The following is a 22,085-nucleotide window of genomic DNA, read 5'->3' on the forward strand; positions in this document are numbered from 1 at the left end:
GATGCCTCCCTGAAGGCGACTAGAACCAGTTGACGGTGAGCGGGAACCCGGCGGTGACGGTCGTGCCCGCGGAGTCGGTGGCCGTCGCGGTGATCTGGATGGTGCCGCTGGCCCAGGGCTTGCCGCTGATCCGGCCGGTGCCGGGGTCGGCGGTCAGGCCCCAGGGCAGGCCGGTGGCCGCGTACCGGACCGGGGGCTTGCCGCCGGTGGCGCTGAGCTGGATGGTGCAGGACTGGTTGAACTTGCAGGTCTGCGGTCCCGGATCGGCGAGCTTCAGGTCACCCGCGGTGGGCGTGGGCGTGGGCGTGGGGGTGGGGGTCGGGGTGGGCGTCGGTGAGGTGGGGGTGGGCGTGGGCGTGGGGGTCGTGCCGCCGAACACCTCGCTGATCGGCTGGACGTTGGCCGCGTTGCCCGCGTGCGTCGTGCCGAAGAGGTCCTCGAAGGTCCGCAGCAGGTGGTGGTGGTTGAAGGCGGTCGCGTACTTGCCCGTCTTGACGTGCGCGCCGTAGAACACGGTGGCGATCTGGTTCGACCCCAGGTAGTTGTCCTCGTCCCAGGTCAGCACCAGCAGGCTGTTGTTGGCCTTCGCCCACTGCGCGTACGCGTCGATGTTGTTCCGTGTCCACGTGTCACCCGTGGCGACCGGGCAGGAGTGCATGTCGTTGCACTGGTTCGGCACGACGAACGACAGGTCGGGCAGCGCCGCGAAGTCGTTCCGCGGGAACTGCGCCCAGGTCTTCCCCGTGTTCAGCGGCACGTTCTTGAAGGCGAACCACGGGTTGTGCTTCTGCGCGTACTGGCCGCTGGTGCAGGCCGTGGACCCCTCGCCCGGCAGGTCCTCGTTGTACGTGGCGAAGGTCTTGCCGGCCGCGATCAGCTCCTGGCCGAGGTTCGGCGCCGTCATCGACTGCGGCACGTAGCAGCCGTCGCCGGTGATGCCCTGCGTGGCACCGGAGAAGAGGTTGAAGTAGTTGGGCTGGCTGGGGTGGGTCAGCGCCTTCATGCCGGTCAGGCTGGCCCCGCCGTTCGCCAGCTGGTTGATGTACGGGGCGTTCGCACTGCCGATGATCTCTCCGTACTGCTTGTTCTCGTACACGACGACCACCACGTGGTCGTACGAGGGCAGCGCGGCCGCGGCCGAGGCCGTCGTCCCCGGACGGGTCTGCGCGGCCTGGGAGCTGGCGACGGTGAATGCGCCCAGCAGGCCGAGCGTGCCGAGTCCGGCCACGAGCGCGGACCACCGGGCCCGGCGTCTCGCGTCGGCCCTGGGTGAGGGTGTGGGCATGGGGGATCCTCCTTGGTGTCGGCGCGCTGCGGGTCAGCGGGCCGGGTGCCGCCGGGCGACGGCGGGCCGTTCGGTCATTCCTCGCGCCGGGCCGCGCCGGCCACGGCGATGTTCAGGAAGCGCGGCACGGGCCGCCGCCGGTCGCGGAAGTCCTCCGCCACCGCGGCCCGCACCGCGGCCAGTCGCGCCTCGGGCAGCAGCACCAGCGCACTGCGCCCCGGTTCCTGCCCGGGAGACCAGGCGCTCAGGGCCCCGGCCCGGCGGGCGCAGGCCACGGCCCGTGACAGCTCCGCGGGCCGGTCCGCGGCCTCGCCGCGCACCGCCACCAGGACCAGCCGCGCCCCGGAGGCCGCCGGGTCGAAGGGGACGTACCGCTGCCGCCGCCGGGGCTCCGCGCCCAGCAGCAGGGCCTTGCCCCGCCGGGCGAAGAACACCGCCCGGCGCAGGGTGTCGTCCCCGTCCGGCAGCGCCGCGGCCAGCAGCCGGGCCAGGTGCGCGCGGTCCGGCAGTTCACCCGCCCCGGTGTGTACGTCGGCCACCGCCAGGGCCACGGCGCAGTCGCAGGGCTCCGCCGTGGCCAGCCCGGCGGCCGCCGTGAGCGAGCCCTGCACGTGCAGGTCCGTCCCGCCGCGGCCGAAACCGGCCCGGGCCAGCGCCCGCAGCACGGCGTACGGCCGGACCGCCCAGGCGGGGGCTTCGGGCGGTGGCCCGGACAAGGTCAGGGGCAGATCGCAGCTGTCCGCGGGGTGCCCGAGCGAGCTGAGCCGCACCAGGCCGTCGGTGCGCGGGGCCGCGGCGGCGGCCGTCGGCCAGCCGGCCGCCGCGACCAGTCCGGGGGAGCCGAGGCGGAAGGCGTACGGGGCGCTCCACACCGCGGCGGGCGGCCGGCCGTGCGCGGCCTCCAGGGCGTAGGCGACGAGCCGGAAGAGCGGATCGGCGGTGGCCCGCCGGGCCAGGTCGCCGCCGGCGCGGTCGGCGGTGGCCGCCGTGCCCGTGCCCGTGCGCGTGCCCGTGCCCGTGACCGTGCCGCGCTCCGGCCCTCCGGCGGTCCCGGTGGGGGCCGTCACGGAGTGTCCTTGCGGGCCAGGACGCGGTAGGCGTTTCCGCCGTCCGTGACGCGGGCCGCCGCCGAGCGCACGGCGTCGAGTACGGCCGCGCCGGCGAAGCACGGCACGGCCGCCGCCCGGACGAGGGCGGTGCGGGCCCGGGCGCGGGCGGTCGCCGGGGGACCCCACGGCCGGTCCGGGTCCGGGGCCAGCCGCGCGGCGGTCAGCGCCACCGCGCCGAAGAAGTCGTTGCCCTGATGGGCCGCTCCGTGCTCCTCGACGAGGACGGTGAACCCCCGGCCGGCCAGCGCCTCGCGCAGGTTCGCGGCCGGGACCAGGTGCTGGTGCTGCGGCTGGAACCACGGCAGCCAGGCCCGGCCCAGCAGGTCGGCCATCCGGGACTCCGGGTCGGGCACCTCCACGGCCAGGAATCCGCCGGGGGCCAGTACGGCGGCCGCCGCGTCCAGTTCGGCCAGCGGATCCCGGGTGTGCTCCAGGTAGTGGTACATGCTCACCACCTCGTAGCGGCCCGCCAGCTTCGAGGCGAACTCCGGGAACTGCCCGTGGTATCCGGTCTCCACCCAGCCGCGCCGCTCGGCGCCCAGGATCCCGTCGCCCATGTCCAGCCCGTCGAAGCGGGTCCCCGGCCAGACCTCGCGCGCCGCGTTGCAGAAGTGCCCGTGCCCGGTGCCCACGTCGAGCCAGGACTCCGGTCCGGCCCCGCCCACGTGCGCGCGGAGCATCTCGGCGCGCGCCCGGTAGGACGGTCCGAGCCGTCCGAAGACCGTGCCCGCGCCCTCGCCGCCCCGCCCGTCGTAGAAGTCGCGGTAGTAGAAGTCGAGCCCCTCCGGGCTCAGCCGGGGGTTCTGGAAGACGTGCCCGCAGTCCTCGCAGCGCTCCAGCGTGAACCGGCCGGGCTTGCCCTGGAGCAGGTCCCGCACCCGGACCCGGACCGACAGCCGCCCGCTCCCGCACCAGGGGCAGTCCGGGCGGCGCGCCTCGAGGAAGCGGTCGGTCCCCCCGGCCAGGTCCGCGCGGTAGGCGGCGGCCCTGGCCGCGTCCGGCTCGCTGCCCCGGCCGGCGCGGGCCGCCGCGGCCGTGCGCAGGGCCGCGCCGAGGGACCGTACCGGCCGGGCGGCGGTGGCCCGGGCCAGATCGGCGGGGTGCAGCGGGGAGCGCAGCCCGCCGAAGGCAAGGTACGGCTGGAGCCAGTACAGCCCGGCCGCTGCCGCCCCCCACCGGCCCTGGCGTACGACGGCGCCCGCCAGCAGGGCCAGCCCGGCGAGCTGGGCCGCGGCCAGCGCCCCCGGTGGCAGCCCCTGCGCCCGCAGCTCGGCGGCGCGCTCGGGCCCGGTCGCGGCGGCCGGCGGTCCGCAGCGCAGGGCGGGGGCGATGGCCAGCCCCGTGGCCCCGGCGGCGTACTCCTTCAAACGGCGGGTGAGCGCCAGGAGTTCCGCGGGTCCCGGTCGCGGCCCGTCCGGATCCACCCCGGCCCGGGCGAGGACCTCCTCGGCGGCCAGCACGGCGAACCCGGCGCCGCGGCCCTCGCCGAGCCGGTCCCCCTGGTAGCGGGCCGGGTCGACCAGCCGCAGCAGCCCCAGGGCCCGCTCGGCCGCCAGGTCCGCCGGCAGCAGGTCCAGGACCCGCAGCCCCTCCCGTTCGGCGTGCGCGCAGGCGGACAGGAAGGTGGCCGCGTCCGCCTCGACCCCCCGGGCGGTCAGCAGCCGCCACCCGGCGGCGCGCGGCACTCCGGCCGCCGCGGGCAGGCCGGCCGGCAATGCCGGCAGCACCGGCAGCGCCCGCAGCCTGCGTCCGGCCCGGACGGTGCCGGCGCCGAGCGCGGCCAGCAGCACCGCCGAGGTCCACGGGACCCGGGGGATCGGGAGTGGCGTCATCGCAGCTTCTCCAACCGGTCGGCCGCGGCGGCGGCTCCGCCCGCCGCGGCGAATGAGGCCTGGATGCGCCGGGCGGACCGGCGGGGGCCGGGCTCGTCCAGCACGGCCGTGAGGGCGTCGCGCAGTTCCTCGGCCCGGGTCCTGCCGAACCGCAGCCGCACCCCGGCCCCGGCGTCCACGACCTGGCGGGCCACGATCGGCTGGTCGTCGCGGATCGGCGCGACCACCAGCGGCAGCCCGAACGCGAGGGCCTCGCAGACGGTGTTGTGGCCGCCGTGGCAGACCACCGCGTCCAGGTGCGGCAGCAGCTCCAGCTGCGGAACGCGCTCTTGCAGCAGCAGGTGCCCGGGCGCGGAACCGATCAGCGCGGCGGGCGCCGCGAGCACCATCTGCACGTCCTCGGCGAGGTGCTCGGCGGCTCCGAGCACCGCCCGGTAGAACCGGCCGCCGGCCTCCTGGTTGAGGGTGCCCAGGGACACCAGCACCCGCCGGCGCGCCGGGTCGAGCCGCTGCCAGGGGAATCCGGGGGCGGCCGGACGGGCTCCGAAGGCCGGGCCGACGAAGGCGTAGTGCGGCCCGAACTCCTCGGCCGGGCCGACGAGTTCGGGCGTGGAGAAGACCAGCACGAGCCGGTCGGAGAACCGCGGGTCCCAGCCCGTCGGCACCGCGGCGAACTCGGCGACCAGCCCGCGGATCCCCTCCGCCACCCACTCCCCGACCTTCGGGAAGTCCGCGAAGGGCCGGGTGAGTTCCGCCGAAGTGCTGGCGGAGGTGGCCCAGGGGATCCCGAGCCGCTCGGCGACCAGCGGTCCGGCGAGGGCCTGCTGGTCGGCGACCATCACGTCGGGCCCGAAGGCGCGGACGGCGTCGGCCACCCCCGGCACCATCGCCCGTGCGAGCGGCACCAGTGCCTCCTCCCACAGGAACCGCAGCGCCGCGACCCCGCGCAGGTCGCGCCAGCGTGCGTGCAGCGCCGTGTAGCCGCCCCCCGCCTGCTCGCCGGCCGGCAGGATCCGGGCCCGCGCGGGCAGCAGTCCGGCCAGTACGTCCGAGGGCCCGGCCCAGGCGATCTCGTGGCCCCGGGCGGCCAGTTCGCCCGCGACGGCCACGGTCGGATTGACGTGCCCCGCCAGCGGCGGAACCGTGAACAGCACCCTCATGGGACCAGCGCTCCCGCCCGGGCCCCGCGCGCGTCCCGCGCCGCCCGCTCCGACAGGGCGGCCGCCTCGTCGAGATGGTCCAGGACGGCCTCCCGCAGCGCCCCGCTGGTCTCCTTGAGCACGTCGTGCCCCAGGCCCGGCAGGATCCGCAGGAACCCGTGCGGTGCGTGCAGAGCCAGCTCCCGGGCCCCCGGCACCAGTTCGGAGTGCTCCCCGCACACGATCAGCAGCGGGCAGCGCAGCCGGGCGTAGTCGGCCGGGGTGAAGGCGCGGCCCGCCGCCATGTCGTCGATGAGGGTGGTGCGGTTGAGCAGGTCGTCGGCGATCGCCGTGAGGTTCGCGGCCTTGCGCAGCCGCAGCGTGCGCAGTTCGGCCGGGACCGGGCTGTCCTCCAGACTGAGCGCGGCGGCCGACAGGGTGTCCACCATGTTCTCCACCCAGGCCCCGCTCAGCGGTGGCTCCAGGAGGGTCAGCCCCGCGACGAGGTCCGGCCGGGCCAGCGCCGCGTGCAGGGCGAGCGTGCCGCCGTAGCTGTTGCCGGCCAGGTGCACCGGCCGGTCGCCCAGGCCCAGCGCGCCGAGCAGCGCGAACAGGTCCCGTACGGCGGTGCGGCTGTCGTAGCCGGCGGCCGGCCGCTCGGTACGGCCGTGGCCGCGCAGGTCGTACAGGACGGCCTCGTGCCCGGCCCGGGCCACCGGCACCGCCAGCGGGCAGTAGAAGGAGGACAGGTTGTCGACGGCCAGGCCGTGCAGGAAGACCACCACGGGCCGGCCGGGGCGGGCGGCTTCCGCGGTGGCCGGAAGCCGCTGGACGTGGAAGCGCAGCGAGTTGGCGAGGACGAAGGCCATGGCCGCCTCAGCCCGCGGAGCCGGCCGGGGAGGACCCCGAGCGGGCGAGGGAGGCATGGGTGATCCGGCCTATGTGCGTGACGAGGTCGCCCACGGACATGGCGAGGATGGCGTCCATGTCCTTCTCCGCCAGGAACTCCATCAGGTCCGCCTCGGCGCCGTAGCGGTGGTGGAGCAGCTCGGCGAGCGCCACGAACTCGACGCTTTCCAGGGCGAGATCCTCGTTGAACGTCGTCTTCATCGTGACCTCCTCCGCGAGCAGGTACTCGTCGCCGACGATCTCCACGAGCATTCCGGTGATCTCGGCGAGGATGTCAGGTGCCATGACGGGTCTCCGTGAGGTGGAAGGGGACGGGGGACGGCGTTGTTTCCGCGTGGGCGGTCCAGGCGACGACGTGGTCGAGCGGATCCGTGGCGAGCGGGCCGGCGGCGAGCAGGGCGGTGCGGACCGGGTACGGGTGCCCGTCGGGGGAGCGCACCAGCAGCGCCCCGGAGTCCGGGTCCTCGGCCACCCGCCAGTCCCGCGGGCGGCCGCCGAGCCCGCTGCCCCCGGCCTTGGCGGCGGCCTCCTTGGCGCACCACACGGCGGTCAGGGCCGCCGGCAGGCCGGTGCCCTCGCAGGCGGCCAGCCGCTCGGCGAGCCGGACCTCCTCCGGTCCGAGGGCGACCCGGACCAGCGCGTCCGGGTCGGCGGTCACCTGTTCCACGTCGATGCCGACCGCGCGCCCGGGGTGCGCGAGGGCGACCGCGATCCGGTCCTTGTGGGCGATCGACAGCCGCAGGCCCCGGGTGAGCGGGCCCTCGGCGAGCGGCCGGCCGGCCGCGTCGTTGCCGATGGGCACCTCCGCCGGGAACACCGGACCGGCCCCGCCGTCCCACAGCAGCTGCCGCAGTGCGTCCTTCGCGGCGATCCGGCCCAGCAGCCACGGCGCCCGGGCGCGCGGCGACAGCCGTTCGTACGCGGCCCGTTCGGCGGCGCCGAGGTAGCGGCGCATGACCAGTTCCTGGGAGGCGGGATCGGTCCAGCGGCGGCGGGCCACGCACCAGCCCTCGGGCCGGGGTTCGCCGATGCCGCACACCTCGGGGGTGAACTTCATCGGCCAGACCCGCTCGTCGGCGCCGAACCGGCGATACGTCCACCCCTCGATCCGGGCCCACACCTCGCCCCCTGCCCGGCGCAGCTCGAGGTCGCCGCGCACCGTGGTGTCGCGCACCTCGCGGATCCGGGCCGTGGCGGCGACCAGGGCCGACGGGGCGGGCGGGGGCCCGCTGAAGCGGATGCGGTCCACGGTGGCCGGGAACACCAACCGGTCCACCGGCAGCCTCAGTTGCATCCAGTGGCCGAAGAGCTGGCCGGCGGCGTCGAGCAGCGCCCCGGGGTCGGGCAGGGCCCGCAGCACGCCTTCGATGCCGTCCGAGCCGACGGTCCGCACCTCGTGCACGGCGGCGAAGCGCGGGCCGTGGAACATCCACCGGTCGCGGTAGAGGGCCCCGGCGCTGACCGGGGCCGGCCGCGGATCGTGCAGGGGCGTGGTGTCGGGCGCGGGCGGCCGCCTGTACGCTTCGCCGAGCAGCACGACCACGGAGGCGTACGCGCCGAGGGTGACGCGTGCCCGGCCGGGACCGTCGCCCCGGACGGTGACCTCGACGTCGACGGCCGGTTCGACGGCCAGCCAGCGCAGCGCCCGTACATCCTCGTAGCCGACGACGTGCAGACCGGGCGGGGCCCACCGCAGCGCGGCCCCGGCGGCCAGCTCCAGCATGGTGGTCATGGGGACGACGGGGAAGCGGTCGGAGTCCTCGGGCCAGCCTTCGGGCTGGAGGTAGACGCAGTGGTCGCGTACGTAGGGCAGCGCGGCCAGCGAGAGCCGCAGGCGTTCGGTGCCTGGGGCCGGGGCCGGGGCCGGGGCCGGCGCGGTGGCTCCGGCCGTCGTCCGTGCGGCCGACCAGGCCTCGGTCACGCTCCTCGCCGCCGCCCCGGTGTCGGCCAGCACCGCGTCCAGGGCGGACAGCAGGACCGGGCGGGCGCGGGCGCCGGGCACCGCCGCCGGAGCGCCGGATTCCCGCACGGTCAGCAGCCCGCCCAGGGTGCCGCGGGCCGCCTCCCCGAGCCGGACCAGCGGAGAGCCGAGGTCCAGCGGCACGCCGCGGCCGGCGAGCCCCGTTCCGGCCTCCGCTCCCGCCCCTGTACCGGCTTCCGCTTCCGCTTCCGCTGCCGCTTCCGCTTCGGCCAGCAGGTCCCAGCGGGGGGCGTGGCCCTCCGCCCAGAGCGCGGCGCAGGTGCGGCGCAGCGCCGCCAGGCCCGTGAGCCGCGGGGAGGAGGTGGACACCGACAGGTGGGGGCGGCCGCGCAGGGTGTCCTCGACGAAGCCCGGCAGGCTGCCCGGGCCCAGCGTGACGAAGCCGCGCACGCCCTGCTCCTCGTACAGCCGCAGGGTCAGCTCGCGGAAGCGGACCGGCTCCAGGAGGTGCCGGACCACCAGCTCCCGCACCTCGTCGGGCTCCGATGGGAACGGCGCGCACGTGGTGGCCGACCAGACCGGCAGGGCCCCGGCCCGCAGCGGCAGCCGCTGGAACGCGGCGCGGACCTGGCCGAGGTACGGCTCCCACATCGGCGTGTGGAAGCCGGAGCGGAACGGGAGCTCCTGACCGAGCACTCCCTCGCCGCGCAACCGCGCGAGGGCGACGGCGACCTGGCCGGGCTCCCCGCACACCACCGACTGGTGCGGGCAGTTGTCGTGGCTGACCACCACCGCGTCCAGACCGCGCAGGGCCGCCTCGGCCCGTTGCGCGCCACAGCCCAGCGCCGCGTACACGAGGTCCGGGACCCGCAGGTCGCCGGGCCGCAGCGACTCCAGGAAGGTGTCGGCCGCCTCCTGCGGGTACATACCGGCGGCCACCATCGCCGCCCACTCGCCGAGGCTGTGGCCCGCCAGCACATCGGCCCCGATGCCGAGCCCGGGCAGCACCCCGGCGAAGAACCGGCCCGTGGCGATCGCGTCCAGGGCCCGTTCCACCAGCGACGTGCCCCGGGTGAGCCGGGGCGGCGGCGCTCCCAGACACCGCGCGACATCGTCGACCACGGGCGCGAACTCCGGCTCCAGGCCCGGGAACAGGAAGGCCGTACGGCCGCCCAGCGGTTGCGGTGCGAACCACACGTCTCCGCGCCCCCGCCAGGCCCGCCCGCGCGCCACGACCTTCGCGGCCAGCGCGAGCCGCTGGGGTGTCGGCCCGAACACCGCGAGCCGGCAGGGCCCGTCGCCCCCGGACACCGGCGGGCCCGCCGCCAGCAGGGCCGACAGTTCCGCCGGGCCCTCCCCGGCCAGCAGGAGTACGCCGCCGCCCGCGGGCGCACCCACCGGCGCGGCCGGCGCCCCCACGGGCAGGAACCGGCGGCCCGCCTGGCGGCCGGCGGCCGGACGGACGACCGCCGGGCGGGCGGCTCCGGGGGCCTCCTCCAGCACCACGTGCGCGTTGATCCCGCCGAAGCCGAACGCGTTGACCCCGGCCCGGCGCGGCTCCGGCCCGCGCTCCCACGGCTCCGCCGCCGTCACCGGCCGCATCCGTGTCGAGGCCAGGTCCGGGTGCGGCTCCTCCAGGTGCAGCGTCGGAGGCAGCACGCCCTCGTGCACGGCGAGGGCGGCCTTGATGAGCCCGGCCATGCCGGATGCCTGCATCGTGTGCCCGAGCATCGACTTCACCGAGCCGAAGCCGATCCCCGGGTGCCCGGCCGCGGGCGGCCCGAACACCTGCGCGAGGGTGTCGAGTTCGGCCGCGTCCCCGACCGGCGTCCCCGTGCCGTGCGCCTCCAGCAGGCCCAGCGCGCCCGGCGCCCGCGGATCGAGCCCGGCCTCCCGCCAGGCCCGCTCCAGGGCCCGTACCTGACCGGCGACCAGGGGGCTCATCAGGCTCGCCGCCCGGCCGTCGCCCGCCACGCCCGTACCGCGGATCACCGCGTAGACGCGGTCGCCGTCCCGCTGCGCGTCCGCGAGCCGCTTGAGCAGCACCACGCCGGTGCCTTCGGAGAGCAGGGTCCCGTCGGCCCGCCGGTCGAACGGCCGGATCCGCTCGCTCGGGCTCAGCGCCCGCAACTGCGTGAACACGCTCCACAGCGTCGCGATGTGGCAGTGGTGCACGGCCCCCGCGACCACCGCGTCGCAGCGTCCGCCCGCCAGCATCCCCACCGCCTGGTCCACCGCCAGCAGCGAGGAGGCGCAGGCCGCGTCCAGGGTGTAGGCGGGGCCGCGGAAGTCCAGCCGGTTCGCGGTGCGGGCGGCCGTGAAGCTCGGCACCAGGCCGATCGAGGCGTCCGGGCGCTCCGGGCCCAGCGCCTCCTGGAAGGCGGAGCGCACCTCGGCGATCCGCCGTTCGCCGAGCTCCGGCGCCAGCTCCCGCAGGGTCTGCGCCAACTGGTGGGCCGTGCGCACCCGTTGGTCCAGCCGTGCGGTGGCCACGCCCATGAACCCGCCGCGGCCCAGCACCACCCCGATCCGGGACCGGTCGGCCGGCAGCCGTTCCTCGCCGCCCGCGTCCGCGATGGCCTCGGCCGTCGCGTGCAGGGCCAGCATCTGGTCGGGCTCGGCCCCCTCCACGGCGGCGGGCATGATCCCGAACCGCGTCGGGTCGAAGGCGGCGAGGCCGTCGACGAACCCGCCGCGACGGCAGTAGAACCGGTCGCCCGCCGCCGGTCCGGTGGCGCCCGCGGGGTCGTAGTACACCTCGGGGTCCCAGCGCCCCGGCGGGACCTCGCCGATGGAGTCCGTACCGGCGAGCAGATTGAGCCGGTAGGCCGCCAGATCGGCGGCTCCGGGGAACACCGCGCCCATTCCGACGATCGCCGCGTCCGTGGGGCGCGGGCCGCGCCGCTGCCGCTCACTCATCGCCGTGGCCCCCGTCCGCCATCAGGACCACCTGGACGTCGGCCCCGTACGCCAGTTCGTCCAGGAACGCGGCGGTACCCGCCTCCGGCGCGATGAGCGGGATGCCGCGCCGGGCGTACGCGCGCTCCAGCTCGGGGGTGACCATCCCGCCCGCGTCCGCCGCCCAGGGACCCCAGTCCACGGACAGCACCCGGCCCGGGAAGGACTCCGCCCAGGTGCGCGCCAGACCGTCCAGGGCGTCGTTGGCCGCCCCGTAGTCGCACTGGCCGCGGTTCCCGTAGACCCCGGCGACGCTCCCGAACAGGGCCAGGAAGCGGGGCGCGGGGCCCGTGCCGTGCTCGGCGGCCGCGGCGGCCAGGTGCCGGGCGCCGGCCACCTTGGTGGTGAACACCTCGGTGAAGTCCGCCGGCTGCTTGTCGCGCAGCAGGCCGTCGCGCAGCACCCCGGCGCCGTGCACGATGCCGTCCAGCCGCCCGTGCCGCGCGCGCACATCGGCCACCACGGCCCGTACGGCCGCCTCGTCGGTGACGTCGGCGCAGTGGTAGCGGACCGAGGCCGCGGCCGCGGCCAGGGCGGACAGGGTGGCCCGTACCTCGCGTTCGGCGAGGATCCGCGAGGCCGCCGCCTCGATCTCGGCGGGCGTGCGCAGCCCCGTGGCGATCAGCGCGGCCCGCAGCGCCACCCGGTCGGTGGCCTGCCCGAACCCGTCGGGCTCCGCCGGGGGTTCGGGAGTGCGCCCGAGGAGTTCCACGTGGCAGCCGGTGGTGCGGGCCAGGGCCAGCGCCGTGCGCGCGGTGATCCCGCGGGCCCCGCCGGTGAGCAGGACCACCGAGCCGGGACCGAGGGGAGGCCCGTCCCCGGCGGCTCCGGCCGCTCCGGCCGGGGCGAGCGGCGCGGGAACGGGGCGGCGGGTGACGCGCGTCCCGTCAGCGGTGTAGCCGACCGAGGCCGGGGAACCGGTGTGGGTCCCGGTCCCGGTCCCGGTCCCGGGTGCGCAGCTCAGCTCGGCGAGGAGCTGCGCGGCGACCTGCTCGGCGGCCTCCTTGGGGTGCACGTCCACGGCGCGGACCAGCGTGCCGGGGAACTCGAGGGCGGCGCTGCGCGCGAAGCCGTGCAGACCGGCGCCCGGGGTTCCGGCCGCGGTGACGAGCAGCAGCCTGGGCGTCCCCCCGGCCAGGGCCTGCCGCAGCCCCGGGAAGAGCTGGGGGAGGACGGGCTCGGCGCCGGTCCGCAGGGCGGTCAGGTCGACGATCCCGTCGTACCCGGGCCCGGCCTCGGCCAGCGGCAGCGCCTCGGCTCCGCGGGCGCGCAAGGCCGCGCAGAGCGCCGGGGCGAGTCCCTGGCCGTCCTGGACCACCCCGATCCGCAGATCGCGCAGGGTCTGCGGGTCCCCGGCGGCCGCCGGCACGGGGACGGTGTCCACCCGCAGCCGGGCGACCGGCACCGCCGCCCGGCCCGGTCCCGCCGCCACGGCCACCGCCGCTCCGTGGGACGCCGGTGCCGGTGCCGGTGCAGGTACCGGCGCCGGTGGCCGTTCGGGTTCCGCCGCCGGTTCCGGCTCACCGGTGTGGGCGGTGACCCAGTCCACGATCCCGCGCAGGGTCTTGATCCGGGACAGCTCCTCCACCGCGGACTCGGCGGACCCGCCCGGGTCCTGGGGCAGCCCGATCCGGTCGGCGAGGGCGCCGATGATCTCGACCCGCTTGATGGAGTCGATGGACAGGTCCGCCTCCAGGTCGAGCGCGGGGTCGAGCATGTCCCTGGGGTATCCGGTCCGGGTGTGGACGATCTCCAGGACCGCCTCCATGACCTCCTCCGGGGACCGGACCGCCGCGCCTGCGCCGGCCGCCCGCTCCGCAAGCGCGTCGCCGGGCCGGGCCCGGCCCGGGGCGCCGGTCTCGGGCCACGGCTCGTGGGCGGCGGCCGGCGCCGACGCCGGGACCGGCCGGTCCGCGGCCCACGGTCCGTCCGCGTCGTCCGGCCGGGCGGCGGTGCGCGGCGCGCCTCCGGGCGCGCCCAGATAGCCCAGCAGCACCTCCCGCTGCGCCTCGACCAGCTCACGGGTGCCGCGCAGGTACTCCAGCACCGCCTCCTCGCGCCGGTCGGCGGCCGGCGCCGCCGCGGGCGGCGCGGTCACCCGCAGCGCGGGCCGCAGGCCCCCGGCCACCGGCGCGCCGTCGGCGGTGCGCACCAGATGGCCGTCGACCAGCCAGCCGGGTCTGCGCGGGGCGCGGTCGGGCAGGGCGGCGGTCCGGCCGCGGAACAGCGCCTCGGGCGCCACCGGCACGCCCGCGGCGGCCAGTTCGGCCAGCGCCGTGACCAGCCGCACCAGGCCGTGCTCGCCCGGAACGTCCAGCGGAACCACCGTGTGCGGCCGCTCGCCCAGGATCCGGGCCGTCAGCCCCGACAGCACGCGGCCGGGTCCGGCCTCCACGAAGGTGCGGACGCCCGCCGCGTACATCGCCTCCACCTGCTCCACGAACCGGACCGGCTCCGCGACCTGGCGTGCGGCAAGGCCGCGTACCCCGTCGGCGGTGGCCGGGTACGGGGCGGCCGTCGTGTTCGACCAGACGGGGATGCCGGGCGCGGACACCTCCGTCCGTGCCAGCTCCGCCGCCAGCGCGGGCGCCGCTCCCGCGACGACCTCGCTGTGGAACGCGCAGGCCACGGGGAGGGGTTCGGCCGACAGGCCCGCCTCGCGCAGCGCCGCCACCGCCGCCGCGACGGCCGCCGTGGGCCCCGAGACCACGCACTGCCGTGGCGCGTTGTGGTTCGCCACCACGCAGCCGGCCCGCGCGGCGATCTCCCGTACCTCCTCGGGCGCGGCCGACACCGCCGCCATCGACCCGGGGTCGGCTCCGGCGGCGGCGAGGATCGCCTCGGCCCGGCGTGCGCTCAGCCGCAGCAGGCTCCGCGTGTCGTAGACCCCGGCCGCCCAGAGCGCGGTGAGCTCCCCGTACGAGTGCCCGGCCGCACAGTCCGGCCGGACGCCGAGGCCGGTGAGCAGCCGGTGCGCCGCCGCTCCCGCCAGCCCCAGAGCGGGCTGGGCCACCCGGGTGTCGGTGACCGCCGCCCGCTGCGCGGCCCGCCCCTCGGCCGTGAACGCCGCCGGCGGGAAGACGGCCGAGACCACCGGGGGCGGCGCCTCGTCCAGGAGCGTACGCAGCGCGGGGAACGCCATGAACGCCTCGCCCAGCATGCCGGGGCGTTGGCTGCCCTGCCCGGGGAAGAGGAACGCGACCCGGCCCGGATCCGCCGACTCCTCCCGTACGTGGACCCCCTCGCCCGCGGTGAAGGCCCGGGCGTGATCCAGCCGGGCCGCTAGCTCGTCCGGACCGGCGGCGACGACCGCGACGTGGACCGGGCCGGAGCCGGAGGCCGCGGCCTCGGCCGCGAGGTCGCGCAGCGCCCACGGCCGGCCCGCCGCGTCGTTCTCCTCCAGCCGGGCCGCCAGCCGGGCCATCGCCCGGCCCGCCGCCCGCCGGTCCTCGCCGCGGAAGCAGAACAGCTCGGCCGGCCACTCCTCCAGGCCGTGCCGCGGCTCCTCGGCGCCCGCGTAACCGGCCAGCACCGTGTGGTAGTTGGTCCCGCCGAAGCCGAAGGCGCTCACCCCGGCGATCCGCCGCTCCGGGGGCACCGCCCAGGGCCGGGCCTCGGAGTCGAAGACGAAGGGGCTGGTCTCGGGCCGCCAGGCCGGGTTCGGCGTGCCGATGTGCAGGGTCGGCGGCCGCACACCCGCGTGGACCGCCCGGGCGGCCTTGATCAGCCCGGCCAGCCCGGCCGCGCACTTGGTGTGTCCGAGCTGCGATTTCACCGAGCCCAGCGCGCACGAGCCGGCCGCGGCCCCGTGTGCGGTGAACAGTTCGCTCAGCACGGCCAGTTCGGTGCTGTCGCCGACCACCGTGCCGGTACCGTGCGCCTCGACGAGCCCCACCTCGCCGGGCGAGACGCCCGCCCGCGCGTAGGCCCGCTCCAGCGCCCGCCGCTGCCCCTCCGGGCGGGGCGCGGTCAGCCCGAGGGACCGGCCGTCGCTGGAGGCACCGACCGCCTTGATCACCGCGTACACCCGGTCGCCGTCCCGCTCCGCGTCCGCGAGCCGCTTGAGCACCAGCGCGCCCACGCCCTCGCCGAGCGCGATCCCGTCGGCGTCCGCGTCGAAGGGCCGGCAGCGGCCACTGGGGGACAGGGCGCGCACCGAGGCGAACATCAGGTAGTCGTTGATGCCGTTGTGCACGTCCGCGCCGCCACAGATGACCATGTCGCTGTCGAGGTCGCGCAGTTGGCGGCAGGCCAGGTCCAGCGCGGCCAGCGAGGAGGCGCAGGCCGCGTCGACGGTGCAGTTCGCGCCGCCGAGGTCGAGGCGGTTGGCGACCCGGCCCGCGATCACGTTGGCGAGGATCCCGGGGAAGGAGTCCTCGGTGAGCCGCGGCAGCTGCCCGTCCAGCTCGGGCGGCAGCTCGCCCAGGTAGGCGGGGTGCAGGGCCCGCAGCCCGTAGGCGCCCGCCAGTTCGGTGCCGGCCTCCGCGCCGAAGACCACGGAGGTCCGGGTCCGGTCGAAGGCGCGGTCCTTGCCGTACCCGGCGTCGCCGAGGGCCCGCGCCGAGATCTCCAGGGCCAGCAGCTGGACCGGTTCGATCCCGGACAGGGAGGCGGGCGGGATGCCGTGCGCGAGCGCGTCGAAGGGCACCGGTCCGAGGAAGCCGCCCCAGCGGGAGGGGGTGCGCTCGCCGGCCCGGGCCGGGTCGGGGTCGTAGTACAGCTCCGGGTCCCAGCGCTCGGCCGGCACCTCGGTCACCGCGTCCTCCCCGGCCAGGATCCGCGCCCAGTAGGCGGCGAGGTCGGGGGCGCCCGGGTAGGCGCAGGCCATCCCGACGATCGCGATGTCGAGCGGGTCCGCGGCCGGGGCGGGTCCGGCGGCCGCGGCGAACTCCCGCGCCCGCCGCTCCAGCACCCCGGTGGCCCCCTCGGTGACCTCGGCGTGCAGCGCGGCGACGGTGGTGGTCGCGGACCGCAGGGTCGCCGCCTGCCCGAGCATGAACAGCCCGTCCTCGTACTGCTGCTCCTCGGACACGGCCTCCAGCGCGGACCCGCGGGACCCCGTCCCGTCCGCTGCGGGTGCGGCCCGGCGCAGTCCCTTGCTGGCGATCCGGAGGCGGCCCAGGTTGAGGCCCTCCAGCTCCTCCCACGCGCGGCGCGGCTCGGTGCCGGTCTCGGCCAGGCGGCGGCGGGTCGCCTCGAAGGTGTCGGCGTACGGGGTGGCCGCGCAGCGCGTCGCATGGCCGGGGGCGGTGTGCAGCAGCACGGTCCGCTCGCAGTCCAGCGCGGCCCGCTGGAAGCCCGGCACCACCGCGCCCGCCGCCACCGCCTCCTCGGTGAACAGGTAGGCGGTGCCCATCAGCACGCCGACGCGGGCCCCCCGCTCGGCCAGCGGGGCGGCGGCGGCCACGGCCATCGCGGCCGAGCGCGCGTCGTGGATCCCGCCCGCGAACAGTACGTCCAGGGCCTCGGGTTCGGGGCAGGACAGCAGCAGCTCGATCTGCTCCTCCCACAGTGGGAACGAGGCGCGCGGCCCGACGTGCCCGCCGCACTCCAGCCCCTCGAACACGAACCGCCGCGCACCGTCCGCGAGATACCGCTCCAGCAGTCCGGGCGAGGGCACGTGCAGATGGGTCCGGATCCCGGCCGCCTCCAGCGGCGCCGCCTGCGCCGGCGTGCCGCCCGCGATGATCGCGTACGGGGGCCGGGCCTCGGCCACGGCGGCCAGCTGCTCCGCTCGCAGTTCGGCGGGGGCGAAGCCGAGCAGGCCCACGCCCCACGGGCGGTCCCCGAGCCGCCGGGCGCTCTCGGCCAGCAGCCGGCGCACGTCGGCGCCCTCCATCACGGCGAGCGCGAGGTACGGGACCCCGCCCGCGGCCGCCACCGCCTCGGCGAAGGCCGCCTGGTCGCTCACCCGGGTCATCGGGCCCTGGGCGACGGGCAGCGGCTGCCCGAGGGGCCGGGCCCGTACGGCGGCGGCCAGGTGCCCGGAGACGGCCGCCCGGACCGCCTGGAGCACCCCGCCCGTGGTCCGGTGCCGCGCGGCCAGCCGGGCGGCGGCGGCCCCGTCCTGGCCGACGGGCAGCAGTTGCGTGCGCAGGTCCCGGGCGCCGAGCAGGGCGGCCGCCGGACCTTCGGGCGGCGTCAGGTCGGGGCGGGCGAACACCCGGTGCCCGTCGGCCAGCCGGGTCTCGGAGCCGTCCATCGCCCGCAGTGCCGCGACCACTTCGGCGGGCAGGCCCGCCTCGCCCTCGGTCGTCAGCGCGAGTTGTACGTCGAGCAGCACGCCCGCGGCTCCGCCCGCGACGGCCGCGGCCGCCGTGTGCGGCCCGATCCCGCCGCAGGCCCGCACGGGCACCCCGGCTCCGGCGCCGGCGAGGAGCTGCTGGAGCAGCACGAAGGTGGTGGCGCCGCCCACCCGGCCGCCGGCCTCGTGGCCCTTGGCGACGAGTGCCGCCGCCCCGGCGGCGACGGCCCGCGCGGCCTCGGCGCGGCTGGTGACCTCGGCCCACACCCGGGGCCGGCCGGCCGCCGCGGCCCAGGCGGCCACCTGCTCCGGGGTGTGGGAGGCGGGGTCGGCGAGCAGCACGGTGTCCACCGCGCCCGGCAGCTCCGCGGGGCCGAGCGGGCAGCCCGCGGGCACCCGAACCCCGTACCGGCCGCCGCCGTCCCCGTCGCGAGGGCCTCCGAGCCGACGGGCCAGCTCCGCGAACGCCCGCCGCGCGGCGGCCGGGTCCCGGCCGAGGTCGAGCAGCCCGAGGGCGCCGGCGCGCTCGGCGGCGGTCACGATCCGTGGTTGGGGTTCCTCGAACGGGGTCACCGCGACGACCAGATCGCGGGCGGCGGCGGACTGCGGGGGATGGGGGGTCACGGGCGCTCCTCTTCCAGTGCTGTGTGACATGGCGCAGTACAGAGCGGAAGAACGGAAGAAAGTGAGAACGGGGGTGCGTCGGTCTCGCACATCGGCCGGGCGGCCCGCCGGCGGTAGGGCGGGCTTGAGTAGTGGTCAAACACCCTCACGCCGCGTTGCATCGTGCGGTGGCCGCCCCGCACTGTCAACAGCGATGCGGAATAGGTTGCTTCGCGTTATCGGTCCCACCGGACCACCCCGCACGCACCCCGGACCGACCCGCGGGACGCCCCCGCCGACCCGGTGGCCTGGGGTGATTCCCGCCCAGCCGCGCGCGCCCCGCCGCGCGGGCCGCCGCAGTGCCTCCCGGCGGGCATGCCGTACCGGCATGCCTCGCCGCCGACCGGGCATGAACGCCGCGCCGCCGACCGGGAGTTGTTCACGCGACGGGCCCTTACAGGTACAGCCTCACGCGGTTACCGTCCGGTCATGACGCCCACGCTCGCGCAGCTCCGCTACCTCGTCGCCGTCGCCGACTGCCGCTCCATCACCGGCGCGGCGGCCTCGGTCTTCGTCGCCCAGTCCGCCCTCTCGCGGGCCGTCCAGGCCATGGAACGCGATCTCGGGGTGGTGCTCCTCGCCCGGCGGGGAAGGGGGGTGGACCTCACTCCGGAGGGGGCCAGGGTCGTCCGGCTGGCCCGCACCGTGCTCAACGCGGTGGAGGCCATCGACGACATAGGGACCCCGCACGGCGGTGACACCCGGGCCTCCCTCAGCCTCGTCACCACCCCCACCCTGGCCCTCGACCTGGCCGCCGACCTGGTCGCGGCCTTCACCGAGCGGCATCCCGGGGTGGACGTACGGCTCCAGCAGCACGACGGCCGGGAGGCCCTCGTGCAGGAACTGGTCGAGGGACGCTCCGAACTGGCCCTCGTCGACCTCCCCATCGACAAGGAACTCGTCACCCACTTCATCCAGGAGCGCGAGGTGGTGCTGATCTCGCCGCTCGGCTCGCGGCTGCCCCACCCGCTGCCGTTCCGCATGCTGGACGGACTGCCGATGGTGCTGCCCACCCCGGGGACCGGACGGCGCACCGAGATGGAGGCCATGTTCAGCTGCCTCGGCGTACGGCCCGTGCCCTCCCTGGAGGTCGACGAGCGGCTCGCCTGGGTGACGGGCGTGACCGACGGCCGCGGCTCCCTCATCTGGTACCGGGACGTGGTGCTCAGAGCCTTCGGCAGCCGGGCCGAGATCCGCTCCTTCACGCCGCCCCTGCTGCGCCCGGTGGGCATCGCACACGCCCGGCGCCAGCTGAGCCGGGCGGCCCGCGCCTTCATCGCCCACGCCGGTCACAAGGCGCCCGTGCGCGAGCCGGTGCGCTGACCGGACCGCCCGGGCCATGCCGTCCCGGCATTGAACGATGCTCGAACGGGAGGCGGTGCGGCCTGGTGCCACCGGCTGATGTCCCATCACATTGTGAGCATGTCCCGAGTCCTCGCACCCCACCGGGCCGCCGCCCTCGCGACCGCGGCCCTCGCCACGATCCTGCCCGCCGTCGCCTGGATGACCAGCGCCACCGCCACCGCCTCCACCTCTTCCACCGCCCTCGTTCCGCCCGCCGCGACGTCCGCCGACAGCCTCGCGCCGGAGAAGGAGTGCACCCTCCCCGGCGGCCTGGCGGAACAGAGCGGCCTCGCCATGAGCAGGCGCCATCGGGGCGTCTTCTACGCCGTCAACGACAGCGGGAACACCAACCAGGTGTTCGCGATCGACTGCACCGCGGCCGCCGGCCGGCTCGTGGCCACGCTCACCGTCGCGGGCGTCGGCAATACCGACTGGGAGGCCCTGGCGATCGGCAAGGACGCCTCCGGCGGCCCCACCATCCTGGTCGGCGACATCGGGGACAACTTCAGCGGCCGCGCGGAGATCACCGTGCACTCGTTCGCCGAACCCGAGCAGCTCGCCGACGCCACGGTCACCCCGCAGACCCACCGCTTCGCCTACGCCGACGGCAGGCACGACGCCGAATCCCTGCTCGCCGACCCCGTCACCGGCAGGCTCTACGTCGCCAGCAAGCTCATCGGAGCGGCCGGCCGGCTGTACGAGGCCCCGCTGCCGCCCGTGGCCGGGCAGGTCAACACCCTCACCGCGGTCCGGCCGGGCCCCGTGTTCGCCACCGACGGGGCGTTCTCGCCGACGGGCGCCTCGTACACCCTGCGCAGCGGGGGCCCGCTCGGCGCCAACACGGCCTCGGTGTACGCCGCCTCGGGGGCCAAGCTCGCGGACGTCGCCCTGCCCGCCCAGTCACAGGGCGAGACGGTGACGTACGCCGACTGCGCGAACCTGCTCGTCGGATCGGAGAACGACACCCAGATCTGGCGGGTGCCCCTGCCCCCCGAGGCCACCCCGGGCTGCGGCGGCACCCCGACGCCCACTCCTACCCCGACGCCCACTCCTACCCCGACTCCCACCCCCGGTGATCTGAGGCTGGCCAACCCCGGCCCGCAGAACTGCAAGTTCAACCAGTCCTGCACCATCCAGCTCGCCGCCACCGGCGGAAAGCCCCCCGTCCGCCACGCCGCCACCGGCCTGCCCTGGGGCCTGACCCTCGACAGCGGCACCGGACGCATCAGCGGCAAGCCCTGGGCCACCGGAACCCTCCAGATCACCGCCACCGCGACCGACTCCACCGGAGCCACCGCCGGCACGTCCTTCGCGCTCACCCTCGGCTGGTTCTGAACCGCGGCGCCCTTGTCCAACCGGCCCGCCGGACCGCACTGTTGACCGAGTCCGTCCCGTTCACAGGTCAGGAGAAGCGGCTTGTCCTCCCCCCACTCGCCCGCCCCGCACGTGATCGACCCCGCAGGCGGCTGCCCGCACGCGCTCAACGCCCGGCTGCGCGCCCGGGGCGCCGTGGCGGAGGTGGTACTGCCCGGCGGGGTGCCCGGCGCGGTGGTGCTGGGGCACGAGGCGCTGCGGGAGTTCCTGGCCCACCCCGACGTGGCCAAGGACGGCCGGCACTTCCGGGCCCTGCACGACGGCACCATCGCCCCGGACTGGCCGCTGCGGGTCTTCGCCGACGCCCGGGGCATGCACACCGCCGACGAGGCCGACCACCGCCGGCTGCGCGCCCTGGTCGGCAAGGCCTTCACGGCGCGCCAGGTGGAGCGGCTCCGGCCGCGCGTCGAGGAGCTGACCGCCCGGCTCCTCGACGACCTGGAGCACGCCGCGGCCGGATCCCCCGACGGGACGGCCGACCTGCGCGCGCACGTCGCCCTGCCCCTGCCGATGAGCGTCATCTGCGAGCTGCTCGGGGTGGATCCCGAGCACCGGGACCGGCTGCACCACCTGTCCAACACGGTGATCATCTCCACCGACACCGCCCCGGCCGAGGTGATGGCCGCCGTACGCGAACTGGTCGGGCTGATCGCCACCATCGCGGCCGCCCGCCGGGCGAGCCCCGGCGAGGACCTCACCAGCGCCCTGATCGCCGCCCGCGAGGACGACGGAGACCGGCTCAGCGAAGCCGAACTCACCGGCACCATGCGGCTGATGCTCATCGCGGGCCACGAGACCACCCTCAACCTCATCAGCAACGCGGTGCGCGCCCTGTGCACCCACCGCGACCAGCTCGCCCTCGTCCGCGAGGGGAAGGCCACCTGGTCGGACGTGGTGGACGAGACCCTGCGCTGGGACAGTCCGATCAGCTGGTTCCCGTTCCGCTACCCCACCCGCGACCTGACCCTCGGGGGAACCGTGATCCCGCAGGGGACCCCCGTCCTCGCCGGCTACACCGCGGCCGGCCGGGACGGGGCCTTCCATGGTCCGGACGCCGACCGCTTCGACCTCACCCGCCCCACCGCCGCCCGGAGCCTGTCCTTCGGGCACGGGGCGCACTACTGCGTGGGCGCGCCGCTCGCCCGGCTGGAGGCCACGATCGCCCTGGAACGGCTCTTCACCCGCTTCCCCGACCTGGACCTCGCGGTCCCCGAGAGCGGACTGCCGCACCAGCGCAGCTTCATCGGCAACAGCGTGGAGGAACTGCCGGTCCGCCTCACCCGCCCCACCCCGGCCTGATCCGGACC

11 protein-coding genes are annotated in these 22,085 nt (G+C 76.8%); 3 read left to right on the forward strand and 8 right to left on the reverse strand.

The window, feature by feature from the left end; genetic code table 11:
* Positions 1-19: 19 nt before the first annotated feature.
* From ACTVZO_RS33305 to ACTVZO_RS33340, 8 genes are all read right to left on the reverse strand, one after another.
* Positions 20-1,285: an alkaline phosphatase family protein gene (locus ACTVZO_RS33305; RefSeq protein ID WP_443301855.1), complete on the reverse strand. Its 1,266-nt coding sequence runs from the start codon at positions 1,283-1,285 to the stop codon at positions 20-22.
* 74 nt (positions 1,286-1,359) lie between these two features.
* Positions 1,360-2,352 carry a galactokinase gene (locus tag ACTVZO_RS33310; RefSeq protein ID WP_443301856.1) on the reverse strand — a complete coding sequence of 331 codons (993 nt, stop codon included), beginning with the start codon at positions 2,350-2,352 and terminating at the stop codon, positions 1,360-1,362.
* Complete coding sequence (locus ACTVZO_RS33315; protein WP_443301857.1) at positions 2,349-4,226, reverse strand: methyltransferase domain-containing protein; 1,878 nt, start codon at positions 4,224-4,226, stop codon at positions 2,349-2,351. Before ACTVZO_RS33315 ends, ACTVZO_RS33310 begins: the two co-directional genes overlap by 4 nt.
* Positions 4,223-5,386 carry a glycosyltransferase gene (locus ACTVZO_RS33320; protein ID WP_443301858.1) on the reverse strand — a complete coding sequence of 388 codons (1,164 nt, stop codon included), beginning with the start codon at positions 5,384-5,386 and terminating at the stop codon, positions 4,223-4,225. The genes ACTVZO_RS33315 and ACTVZO_RS33320 overlap by 4 nt, the downstream gene beginning before the upstream one ends.
* Positions 5,383-6,234, reverse strand: a complete 852-nt coding sequence (locus ACTVZO_RS33325) for an alpha/beta fold hydrolase (protein ID WP_443301859.1) — start codon at positions 6,232-6,234, stop codon at positions 5,383-5,385. The genes ACTVZO_RS33320 and ACTVZO_RS33325 overlap by 4 nt, the downstream gene beginning before the upstream one ends.
* A gap of 7 nt (positions 6,235-6,241) precedes the next feature.
* Entirely contained in the window at positions 6,242-6,559 is a 318-nt protein-coding gene (locus tag ACTVZO_RS33330; RefSeq protein WP_443301860.1) for an acyl carrier protein, read from the reverse strand.
* Positions 6,549-11,114 (reverse strand): beta-ketoacyl synthase N-terminal-like domain-containing protein, encoded by a 4,566-nt coding sequence (locus ACTVZO_RS33335; protein ID WP_443301861.1) that lies wholly within the window; start codon positions 11,112-11,114, stop codon positions 6,549-6,551. Before ACTVZO_RS33335 ends, ACTVZO_RS33330 begins: the two co-directional genes overlap by 11 nt.
* Positions 11,107-18,021 (reverse strand): SDR family NAD(P)-dependent oxidoreductase, encoded by a 6,915-nt coding sequence (locus tag ACTVZO_RS33340; protein ID WP_443301862.1) that lies wholly within the window; start codon positions 18,019-18,021, stop codon positions 11,107-11,109. The genes ACTVZO_RS33335 and ACTVZO_RS33340 overlap by 8 nt, the downstream gene beginning before the upstream one ends.
* 468 nt (positions 18,022-18,489) lie before the next feature.
* On the opposite strand from ACTVZO_RS33340, the gene ACTVZO_RS33345 reads away from it, so the two are divergent.
* The 3 genes from ACTVZO_RS33345 (at position 18,490) to ACTVZO_RS33355 (ending at position 22,077) form a co-directional block, all read left to right on the forward strand.
* A complete protein-coding gene (locus ACTVZO_RS33345; RefSeq protein ID WP_443301863.1) occupies positions 18,490-19,383 on the forward strand; it encodes a LysR family transcriptional regulator in 894 nt (297 codons plus the stop codon).
* Between the two features lie 99 nt (positions 19,384-19,482).
* Entirely contained in the window at positions 19,483-20,739 is a 1,257-nt protein-coding gene (locus ACTVZO_RS33350; protein WP_443301864.1) for a putative Ig domain-containing protein, read from the forward strand.
* An 81-nt stretch (positions 20,740-20,820) separates the two neighbouring features.
* Positions 20,821-22,077: a cytochrome P450 family protein gene (locus ACTVZO_RS33355; protein ID WP_443301865.1), complete on the forward strand. Its 1,257-nt coding sequence runs from the start codon at positions 20,821-20,823 to the stop codon at positions 22,075-22,077.
* Positions 22,078-22,085 lie beyond the last annotated feature (8 nt).

Origin of the sequence: Streptomyces sp. IBSNAI002, assembly GCF_052244475.1 — a bacterium.
GTDB lineage: Bacteria > Actinomycetota > Actinomycetes > Streptomycetales > Streptomycetaceae > Streptomyces.